This is a genomic window from uncultured Novosphingobium sp., assembly GCF_964277725.1.
GTDB classification, from domain to species: domain Bacteria; phylum Pseudomonadota; class Alphaproteobacteria; order Sphingomonadales; family Sphingomonadaceae; genus Novosphingobium; species Novosphingobium fluoreni.
On record NZ_CAXYKL010000179.1, the window covers coordinates 1 to 9,319 of the forward strand.

Genomic DNA, 9,319 nt, shown 5'->3' on the forward strand with positions numbered 1-9,319 from the left:
TGTCCCAAGCGTCCGGCCCCATCGGCGGCATCGCCTCGCTTTCCAGATCGAAGCCGTCGATGAAGCTGTCGCCGGTCCCTGTCAGAATGACCACGCGATTGGCAGTGTCTTCCGCCACGTCCCGAAAGGCCAAGCCTAGGTCGCGGTGAAGTCCGCCCCAGAAGCCCCATAGTGCGGGGCCGCCCCGAGTATGAAGACGCATCTCCAGGATGCCGTCTTCGCGCCTGAACGCGATATTGTCGTAGCGGCTGAAATAATCGGGTTGGGGCATCCTCAGACTTCTCCTGATACGTATCGCACCCACGACGTTCGTTGCGCCGCAGTGCAATGAAGTCGGCACGCCCTACGCTGTGGCATCACGAATTGGACGCATTCCCCGAAATCGATGCTTTCGTAAGGAGCCGATCCGCTCTGGATAGCGGGTCGGCTCCTTGCGTTATCAGGCCGCGGCCACGGGCTTGCCATCCCAGTCTTGCCCGGCAGCAGCGCGCTCTTCCAGTAACTTGGCCGGCTTCCAGCGATCGCCGGAAGCGGCGTGGTTGGTGCGAACGATCTCCAGCACCTTGTCCAGGCCCTTCTGCTGCGCCCAGAACATGGGGCCGCCCCGATACTTGGGAAAGCCATAGCCGAAGGCATAGGTCACATCGATGTCGCTGGCGCGTTGTGCGATGCCTTCTTCCAGAATCTTTGCGCCTTCGTTGACCATCACGCCCAGAATGCGATCGACGATCTCCTCGTCGCTGATTTCGCGGCGGGTGATGCCCTTGTCTTGTGCGATCTTGATCAGCATGTCTTCGACCAGTGGATCGGGCGTGGCATCGCGGCCGTCATACTTGTAGTAGCCCGCGCCGGTCTTCTGGCCCAACCGTCCCGCCTCAACGATGCGGTCGGCAAGCGGGGTATAGCTGGGCGAATTCGGATCGAGCGTACCGGCTTCGATACGACCCTGCCGCATCCGATAGCCGACATCGAGACCGGCCATGTCGCGCATCAGGAAGATGCCCATGGGGAAGCCGAAGGCCTTAAGCGCATTGTCGATCGACGAAGGCGTGGCGCCCTGTTCCAGCAGATGCTCGGATTCTGTGCCATAGGCCTTGAGCATGCGGTTGCCGATGAAGCCCTCGCAGTTGCCCGCCAGAACCGGAACCTTGCCGATCTGCTTGCCGAATGCCATCACCGTGGCGATCGTCTCGGGCGACGACTTGGAACCGCGCACGTTCTCGAGCAGCTTCATCACGTTGGCGGGCGAGAAGAAGTGCGTGCCGATGACATCTTCGGGCCGCTTCGTGGCCGAAGCGATCTCATCGATATCCAGTGCAGAGGTATTGGTGGCAAGGATCGCGCCGGGCTTGCACACTTCGTCCAGCTTGGCGAAGATTTCCTTCTTCACAGCCATGTTCTCAAACACGGCTTCGATCACGATGTCGCAGTCGCGGAAGTCGGCATAGTCCAGGGTCGGCGTGATCAGGCCCATGGCCTTGTCCACCTGCGCCTGGCTGCGTGAGCCGCGCTTGACCGAAATGTCGTAGTTCTGCTGCACCTTCGAAAGGCCGGCGTCGATCGCTTCCTGCTTCACCTCGAGCAGCACGACCGGCAGCCCAACGTTGACGCAGCTCATCGCGATGCCACCGCCCATGGTGCCGGCGCCAATGATGCCGACCTTCTTGATCGGGCGTGGCTTCACGTCGGCAGGCAGGTCGTTGACCTTGGCCGCCTGGCGCTCGGCAAAGAACAGGTGAACCTGCGCGGCGCGGCTCGGTGCCTCCAGGCAGACCTTGAACGCCTCCTTCTCGAATTGCAGGCCTTCACGCGGACCCAACGTGCACGCCGCCTCGATGCAGTCGACGATCTTGAAGGGAGCGACCATGCCCTGCCACTTCTTCGCGCCCGCTTTGCGCTCTTTCTCGAAGATGGCAGGATCGACGTTCTGCACTTTGTCAGTACGCTCTACCGTCTTGGGGAAGGGGCCGCCCTCTGTCGCGCGAGCCCTTGCGAAGTCGATCGCGGCGTCCAGCACCGGACCATCGGTCACTTCATCGATCAGGCCCAGTTCCTTGCCCTTGGCGGCGCTGATGTGCTTGCCGTTCAGGATCAGATCCAGCGCGATCTCGGGGCCGGCGATGCGCGTGGTGCGCTGCGTGCCGCCACCACCGGGCAGCAGGCCCAGGTTGACCTCGGGAAGACCAATCTTGGCGCGCGAAGCGGCGACGCGGAAAGGCGCCGCCAGTGCCAGTTCCAGGCCGCCGCCCAGCGCATGGCCATCGATCGCGCAGACTACCGGCTTCTCGCTGTTCTCCATCATCTCCTGGATCTGCAGCAATTCCGGGCCCTGCTTGGGCTTGCCGAATTCGCGGATATCCGCGCCGGCGACGAAGCGATCGTTCGCGCCGATCACGACGATGGCCTTCACTGCCGAGTCTTCCTGTGCCTGCTTCAGGCGCAGGACCATGCCCTCGCGCATCGGAAAGCCGAGCGCGTTGACCGGCGGGAAATCGATCGTCAGGACCGCTACATCGCCGCGCACATCGTAACGGACGGCGTCTTCAGGATTTAGGGACATGGGGTCGCTTCGCTCCAGGAATGACAACAAATGATGCATTGCGGCCTGCCAAACCCGATGGCTCTTGTCAGCTTGCACCGCATGTAATCTGGTCCAGACTGACGAACATCACGTGTGCGATCAAGCCCGAGAGGTCGTGGGTTGCGAACCGGGCGAGGCTGGGTCATCCCTACGCGATAGCGGCTGAGACGCGCGAGAGGATGCACGGCCATGGAGAGCAATCCGGTGCGATTTGACGGACGCGTCGCGCTCGTCACGGGGGCGGGCGGCGGCATGGGCCGCGCTTACGCCCTTGAACTTGCGCGCCGTGGTGCGGCGATCGTCGTCAACGACTATGGCGGCTCGATGATGGGAGTGCCGGGCGATGTCGCGCGTGCGCAAGGTGTGGTCGACGAAATACGCGCCGCCGGTGGTAAGGCCGTGGCCAACGGTGATGCCGTGGGTGACGAGCAAGCGGCTGCATGTATGGTGGCGCTGGCCCTGGAGCTTTTCGGTCGGTTGGACATTCTGATCAACAATGCCGGGATCGCCGCGCCGGGACCGATCACGCAGACCAGCGCTCAGCGCCTTGCCACGGTTTATGCGACCAACCTGATCGGTCCGCATCTACTGATGCGCGCCGCCTGGCCCGTGATGGCGGAACAGCGATACGGCCGCATCCTGAACATCAGCTCCAATGCCGCGCTGGGGATCGGTGGCAATTCACCTTATGCCGCCACCAAGGCGGGCATGATCGGGCTGTCGCTGGATGCAGCGCTGGAAGGATCGGGGCATGGCATCCTGGTCAACGCCCTGATGCCATGCGCCTATTCGCGCATGATCGAAGCAGTGCCCGATCCCGAGTTCGTCGCCTGGATGCGAGACAACTTTCAGGCCGAGAAGGTCGTGGCGGCGGCTCTCTACCTGCTATCCGAGCAATCTGAAGTGACCGGCATGGTATTCTCCGCCGGGGCGGGGCGGATTGCCAGGCTGGGCTTCGTCGAAAACGACGGTATTATTGCCGAGGCGATCGATCCCGAGCAAGTCCGCACGTCGATCAAGCAGGTGGTTGATCTTGCCGATGCCCGCCCGGTCGGGTCGCAAGGCGACGAGATGGCGCTCTATACGGTCGCGGCGGATTTTGGACGGGAATCAGGACCGGGTCTGGCACGCGATGCGCTGACCTGATCGGATCATATATAACGGATCGGGCTCAGCACCGGGCCGGCGACATGCTGGCCTCCATCCGCGTGCACGACCTGGCCGTTGACGAAGCGCGCATCGCCAGATGCGAGGTAGAGAGCTGCGCCGCCGATGTCCTCCACAGGGTCGCCCATTCGGCCCAGGGGGAGTTGGCCCGTCATCACGTCGATCAGGCGCGCACGGCGTTGCTGTGCCACTTCCAGTTCCGGCGTGGAGGCGGCCGGGAGCAGCAGATTGGTGGTGATGCCGTACTGGCCCCATTCCACGGCGGCTGACCGCATCAGTCCGTTCAATGCCCAGGCTGCGCTGCCATATGCGGCCAATCCTTCTGCCGTGGCGATACCATAGCGATGGCCAATGAGGATGATGCGGCCTTCGCGCGCCTTCTGTAGAGCCGGAAGTGCCGTCCGCATCGCCGATGCGGCGGCGACCACGCCGTCCAGGGATCGGCGAAGCGCCCCTTCGTCGCAATCGACGAGCAAGGCAGGATGGGGCTCGCCTAGCGTGTTGCAAACCAGAATGTCCAGCTCGGCGGGATCGAACGTGTCCGTGATTGCGAACACTTGGACCTCTGCGCCCGCTGAACGCAGCTTTTCCGCGATGCCGCATCCGATCGCGTCATCGCCCACCACGACGGCGCGCTGCCCTTCCAGCAATAGCGTCATACCGCATCCTCCAGCACATTGAATTGCGGCAATCCCAGCAGGTTCGCGCCGCCATCCACGAACAGCGCCTGCCCGGTGATGAAACGGGCATGATCGGAAACCAAGCCGACGACGGCGGCCCCGATGTCTTCCTCTGACCGGCCATGGCGACGCATGGGATGCTGGCGCGCCATTGCTTCTCCGCGGGCCGGATCAAGCGCGATGAAGGCTTCGAATGTGGGGCTTAGTCCTGCCGGCAGCACCATGTTGACGGTGATGCCATATTGGCCCCACTCATTGGCCATCGTAGCGGTAAGGCCCCGCATTGCCTCTTTTGTAGCATTGTAGTGCGACCCGAACTTTGCGCCATAAACCCCATTGATCGAACCGAAATTTACGATCCGCCCGCCCCCTGTGGCCCGCATGAAGGGCAGGGCGGCTTGTGCGGTCCACAGAGAGGCGTAGAGGCCGCTCGCCAGGGTTTCGGCAAAAGCGGCCGATCGTCCGCCGTCCTCAAGCCGAGCCGATGGCGCGATCGATTGGGCGTTGTTGATCAGGATATCGATCCTGCCGGCGTGTGCGGCAGCCTCTTCGACCAAGCGCTTGGCTTCGGCCTCGATCGAGACATCGGCTGCGATGAACCGATGATCGCCGCCGATCTCGCCGAGCCGCGACATCACATTCGCACCTCGCGCAGCACTGCGGCCATTCGCGATCACGCTTGCTCCCGCATTTGCCAACGCCACTGCGATGCCTTCGCCCAGACCCTGAGTAGAGCCGGTAACGATGGCGACCTTGCCTGCAAGTTGTGTCATGCCACCATGCTCCATCGGCTCCGAAGGGAGCGCAAGGGATAGTATGAGAAGGCGCCGGCGGTATCATAGCCGCGATGACATCGCCTGCGCAGTTGAGATGAAAGGTAGGGTGATGGAAATACAGCAGGCCGATTTAGAGGGTTATCGGCAGCCGGAGCGGGTAGTGCCCCTTCCTGAAACCATCAGCCAGCAAGCGCGTGAGTTTCTGGCGACCCCTTCCTTCGCGCTGGAGCCCTTGCCCGAGACGAACGAGCCCGCGGACTGGGCCGCGCATATCGCCACTGTGGATCAGCGGATGGCTGAAATGCTAGCAGCCGTCACGTTTCCCGTCGATGTGACGGCGCATCCGGTCGAAGAGTGCGTGGTTTATGAGGCCACGCCGCAGAAAGGCGGCGTGACTGAGGATGGGGCGATCCTGTACTTCCACGGTGGCGGCTATATCTATGGACGAGGAGACGCGGGCGCGAAGATGGCCTCGTCTCTGGCGGTAGCGAGCGGATTGCCGTGCTTCTGCCCCGATTATCGGATGCCGCCGGAGCATCCGTTCCCCGCGGCCCTGGATGATGCGGTTGAGGCGTATCTATGGTTGGCTGACCGGGTTGACCCCGCTCGTATCCTGATTGCAGGCAATTCGGCCGGTGGAGGCCTTGCCGCCGCCTCGTTGCTGAAGCTGAGGGACATAGGCGTCACAATGCCGGCGGGGGCAATCCTTGCCACACCCGAGGCGGATCTGACCGAGGCGGGTGATACGTTTCACACTAACTACGGGCTCGATCGCGTGCTGGCGGAACGGTTGATGCCGGCAAACTTGCTTTACGCGAACGGACATGACTTGCGCGACCCCTACCTTTCGCCCGTGTACGGTACGTTCGATGGCTTTCCACCGGTCATGCTGCTGAGCGGAACGCGCGACTTGTTTCTCTCTAATACCGTACGTTTACACCGGGCGATGCGGCGTGACGGAGTTCAGGCATCGCTTCATGTGTGGGAGGCGATGCCACATGGCGGGTTCTTCGGCGCGCCTGAGGATGCGGAAATGCTGGCAGAGCAGGTTAGCTTCATCCAGAGCGTGTTATCCCCGAAGTAGGCGGGCAGGGGGCGTTAAGCCCCCGTTAGCACCGCGTTAGCGCGGCATTCCCAGCAGCCGCTCTGAGAAGACGTTGCGCATCACTTCGTTGCTGCCGCCCGCGATCGTCCATCCATAGAGATACGAGTCAGCCAGATCTCGGACTGCTGGCTGGTACTGCAAGCGCTGATCGCCTGCGCGGCGAGAATGGTCGCCAGATAGGGCACGGGCGCGGCGGCGCGCCTGTTACCTCGCAGATTGGAACCAGCGTATCGATCCCCAGGCCCAGGCTGCCGTGATCCTCTGCAAGAGAAAGCGTGGCCCGGCCTAGTTCGGTAGCGGTTGTTCATAAGGCGGCGAGCCTCCCTTAGGCCTTCGTGTGGTGCCGCAGCATGATCTCGGGCGTGGCTTGATCGGCCAGTATTTCTGCCTTGCTATCGCGCAGCGCGCTCAGATCGATTGCCTCTTGCAATCGATTTGTGCCTTTCGCATCCGCTTCTTCGCCACGAAGCGCGAAGGGCAAGCCGAGGCCCGACAATTCGCGCCGACGATGTCGAGCCTCGCGGTTCTCTCAGTTCTTTGCAGAGACTTTCTGGCCCAGTGGCCGAAGAACGTCGAAGCGGGCAGAGGTCTGGTCGATCGCATCCGTCATTTTCATCGTCGGCGCCGCCGCGAACAAGGAATGCAACAGGGCCTGCGGATCGTCCGTCTCCACTTCGTAGATCGCTACGAACTCCTGCACCGATCCGTCCGGCGCACTGCGCTCAAACCGTTCGCAACTGAGGAAGCCGGGCAAGGCGAGTACTTCGTGGACGTGGGTTTGATCATACCAGGCTTCATATTCCGCTTCACGGCCCGCAACCGCACGCGATGAAACTTCAAACAGGTAGCGCATCGTATCTTTCCTCTTCCTTGCCCGACCAGAACCGCAGCGGCAGGGCGAGCCAATGCAGCCGGGCTAATGTCGCCGAATTGGCGGCAACGTGCAGGCAGGGTCTAAACCAGACAAGCCTGTTTTCGAATAATCGCCATGCTGATTGTGGAGCATTGGCAGCTTGCGCAAGTGTGGGATGCGCGACAGTGTTGCTGCGATATGCGGTGAAAAGCGGGTCAATGGCATGATCTGGCGGCCGTGGGAGAGCGATATATGTCAGCTTTGATGGCGGCGCAGGACGATTCCTGGAGCCATGTCGGTTTTTCAGCCAAAGTCGCTCTCGCGTTTTCGGGTACTTTCATCGCGCTCGGTCTATTCGCAATCGGACCGGCGTTGCCGGTTCTCCAAGATCACTTCAGTCAGGTCCCGAACGCAGATCTTCTGGTGCAATTCGTGGGCGGTATCGTGCCCCCCGTTTTCGCCCTTGCGTCACCGTTCGCAGGGCGGCTGGTCACACGCTTGGGCGTGAGGACGGTCTATCTAGCGTCCCTGGCGCTGTTCCTGCTGGCGGGCCTTGGTCCGATGATCTGCAGTTCCCTTATCCAGATTCTGCCTTTCCGCGTTCTGATGGGACTTGGTGTGGCGGGTGCGTTCACGGCCGGGATGTCTGGGATTGCCCGGCTGCCGGAAAGTCAGCGCCATATCCTCTACGGTCTGGCCGCATTCATCGGCGGCGGGATCAGCATCGTGGCATTTCCCATGGTCGGCGCGCTGGCCGCGCAGAGCTGGCAACTGGGTTTTCTGGCATGCTTGCTGCTATTGCCAATAGGCTTTTTCGCGCTTGCCCTGCCGCGTCATAAGGGCACGCGGCAGGCATCCGAAAAGGCGGTTCCCCGTGTCGCTCCGCGCTTGGGCGGAGTGCCACCCAGCCTGTTGCTCCTCGCTGCGATCGTGGGGTGGACGATGGTGGGCAGTACCCTTTATGCGCCGTTTCTCCTCGCCTCAGTGGGTATCATCGACCCGTCGGCGGTTGGCAATATGTTGGCCATCACCTCGACCTTTTCGCTGGTCGGTTCCGGAAGCTACGGTTTAGTTCAAAAACTAGCCGGCACGCGTGGGGTAGTCTTGGTTTCACCCGTGTTGTGTGCCGCAGGCGGTGTGATCGTTTTCCTCGCCTCATCGTCCTTTCTAGCCATGGTGGGATTGTCGCTGATTTCTGTCGGCCTCTCCCTCTTTGGTTCTGCGGCATATGCGGCGGCGGTGGAGACGGTCGGTCCCGAGGGCGACAGCGGCGCGGCGACCGGGATGATGAGCTTTGCAATTTATCTGCCACAAGCACTGTTTCCCATGCTGGCGACGGCGATCGGCACGCGGTTCGGCCCGGCAAGCGTCTACTTGATGTTGGCCGTGTTGCTCACCGCCGGGTTCGCCTTGGTAGCATCGCGGCGACACGCCCGGCCCGCCGTCGCCATGGGAGCTGCCTGATCAGGCAGTCCCACGGCGGACGGTATCGTCAAACGCGGAAGCGCCGCCCAACTTCGTTCCGTCGGGCTAGAAGTGCCGCCTTCCGCTCCTCGGGTGTGACGATCGGCGTTTCCGGCGGCAGGTGATCGCGCAGGCTGGCCAGCGGCACCAGTTTGGTTTCCGGCACCGGGAAGCGATCGCTCAGATACCAGCGCCATTGCGCGTAACCTTCCGGGAAGCCGGAAGTATCCACCCAGTTGGGTACGCCGGGATCCTTGATCGACAGCACGATACGGACCTTGCCATCCGTATCGACGACGGCCTGCTTGTTGTTGATGGAGGACTGGTGGAACCGATAATCGGTCGTCTGATAGAAATAGTCTGCCAGCTGCAGACTCCAGTGCTTCACATCGGGAATCTCGGCCTCGATGATCAGGGCATCGTCCGGCTTGAGGTCATAAAGCATCTTCACATAGGCAGCGAGGGGATTGCCACCGATCTTTGAAACATCCTCGTCCGGCAGCCAGAAACGGTTGCGACCGACCGCGTCGTCAACCTCCTCGATCATGCGCATCCAGGTGTCTAACGAGAAGCGCGTCTGATAGGCGATGCCTTTCAGCCTCTGGCTGATGTCATCTTCGCTGAGCAGCAGGCTGTCTTCCGGCAGGATCTTCAGAGGTTCGATGTGGATCGTGGCGCCTTCCGCTCCTTCCC

General features: G+C 62.0%; 8 protein-coding genes and 2 pseudogenes. 3 read left to right on the forward strand and 7 right to left on the reverse strand.

Annotation, left to right across the window (positions count from 1 at the left end; all coding sequences use genetic code 11):
- Both ACHWRX_RS09995 and ACHWRX_RS10000 read right to left on the reverse strand, forming a co-directional pair.
- Window positions 1-271, reverse strand: a pseudogene (locus ACHWRX_RS09995) (enoyl-CoA hydratase/isomerase family protein); the annotation flags it as partial.
- Between the two features lie 168 nt (window positions 272-439).
- Window positions 440-2,560, reverse strand: coding sequence for a 3-hydroxyacyl-CoA dehydrogenase NAD-binding domain-containing protein (locus ACHWRX_RS10000; protein WP_394659082.1), 2,121 nt, complete (start codon window positions 2,558-2,560; stop codon window positions 440-442).
- Between the two features lie 210 nt (window positions 2,561-2,770).
- On the opposite strand from ACHWRX_RS10000, the gene ACHWRX_RS10005 reads away from it, so the two are divergent.
- Window positions 2,771-3,727: an SDR family NAD(P)-dependent oxidoreductase gene (locus ACHWRX_RS10005; protein ID WP_394659083.1), complete on the forward strand. Its 957-nt coding sequence runs from the start codon at window positions 2,771-2,773 to the stop codon at window positions 3,725-3,727.
- 5 nt (window positions 3,728-3,732) lie between these two features.
- Here ACHWRX_RS10005 and ACHWRX_RS10010 read toward each other — a convergent pair whose 3' ends face one another.
- Together ACHWRX_RS10010 and ACHWRX_RS10015 are read right to left on the reverse strand one after the other, a co-directional pair.
- The gene (locus ACHWRX_RS10010) at window positions 3,733-4,407 is read right to left on the reverse strand and encodes an SDR family NAD(P)-dependent oxidoreductase (protein WP_394659084.1); all 675 of its coding nucleotides are present in this window, start codon (window positions 4,405-4,407) and stop codon (window positions 3,733-3,735) included.
- Window positions 4,404-5,201, reverse strand: coding sequence for an SDR family NAD(P)-dependent oxidoreductase (locus tag ACHWRX_RS10015; RefSeq protein ID WP_394659085.1), 798 nt, complete (start codon window positions 5,199-5,201; stop codon window positions 4,404-4,406). The genes ACHWRX_RS10010 and ACHWRX_RS10015 overlap by 4 nt, the downstream gene beginning before the upstream one ends.
- 112 nt (window positions 5,202-5,313) lie before the next feature.
- Here ACHWRX_RS10015 and ACHWRX_RS10020 point away from each other — a divergent pair, with 112 nt between their 5' ends.
- Window positions 5,314-6,288, forward strand: a complete 975-nt coding sequence (locus ACHWRX_RS10020) for an alpha/beta hydrolase (RefSeq protein WP_394659086.1) — start codon at window positions 5,314-5,316, stop codon at window positions 6,286-6,288.
- A gap of 36 nt (window positions 6,289-6,324) precedes the next feature.
- On the opposite strand, the gene ACHWRX_RS10025 is transcribed toward ACHWRX_RS10020, so the two are convergent.
- Both ACHWRX_RS10025 and ACHWRX_RS10030 read right to left on the reverse strand, forming a co-directional pair.
- On the reverse strand, window positions 6,325-6,450 hold the full coding sequence (locus ACHWRX_RS10025) for a hypothetical protein (protein WP_394659087.1): 126 nt from the start codon (window positions 6,448-6,450) through the stop codon (window positions 6,325-6,327).
- Window positions 6,451-6,838: 388 nt separating this feature from the next.
- Complete coding sequence (locus tag ACHWRX_RS10030) at window positions 6,839-7,162, reverse strand: DUF4286 family protein (RefSeq protein ID WP_183616969.1); 324 nt, start codon at window positions 7,160-7,162, stop codon at window positions 6,839-6,841.
- Between the two features lie 264 nt (window positions 7,163-7,426).
- Between ACHWRX_RS10030 and ACHWRX_RS10035 the strand changes: the two genes are divergently transcribed.
- A complete protein-coding gene (locus tag ACHWRX_RS10035; protein ID WP_394659088.1) occupies window positions 7,427-8,626 on the forward strand; it encodes an MFS transporter in 1,200 nt (399 codons plus the stop codon).
- 28 nt (window positions 8,627-8,654) lie between these two features.
- On the opposite strand, the pseudogene ACHWRX_RS10040 reads toward ACHWRX_RS10035, so the two are convergent.
- Window positions 8,655-9,319: pseudogene (locus ACHWRX_RS10040) on the reverse strand (hypothetical protein); the annotation flags it as partial.

Bases quoted from the DNA above. Each gene is read 5' to 3' on its own strand.
- ACHWRX_RS10000 (WP_394659082.1), bottom strand. From the start codon at position 2,560: ATGTCCCTAAATCCTGAAGACGCCGTCCGTTACGATGTGCGCGGCGAT.
- ACHWRX_RS10005 (WP_394659083.1), top strand. From the start codon at position 2,771: ATGGAGAGCAATCCGGTGCGATTTGACGGACGCGTCGCGCTCGTCACG.
- ACHWRX_RS10010 (WP_394659084.1), bottom strand. From the start codon at position 4,407: ATGACGCTATTGCTGGAAGGGCAGCGCGCCGTCGTGGTGGGCGATGAC.
- ACHWRX_RS10015 (WP_394659085.1), bottom strand. From the start codon at position 5,201: ATGACACAACTTGCAGGCAAGGTCGCCATCGTTACCGGCTCTACTCAG.
- ACHWRX_RS10020 (WP_394659086.1), top strand. From the start codon at position 5,314: ATGGAAATACAGCAGGCCGATTTAGAGGGTTATCGGCAGCCGGAGCGG.
- ACHWRX_RS10030 (WP_183616969.1), bottom strand. From the start codon at position 7,162: ATGCGCTACCTGTTTGAAGTTTCATCGCGTGCGGTTGCGGGCCGTGAA.
- ACHWRX_RS10035 (WP_394659088.1), top strand. From the start codon at position 7,427: ATGGCGGCGCAGGACGATTCCTGGAGCCATGTCGGTTTTTCAGCCAAA.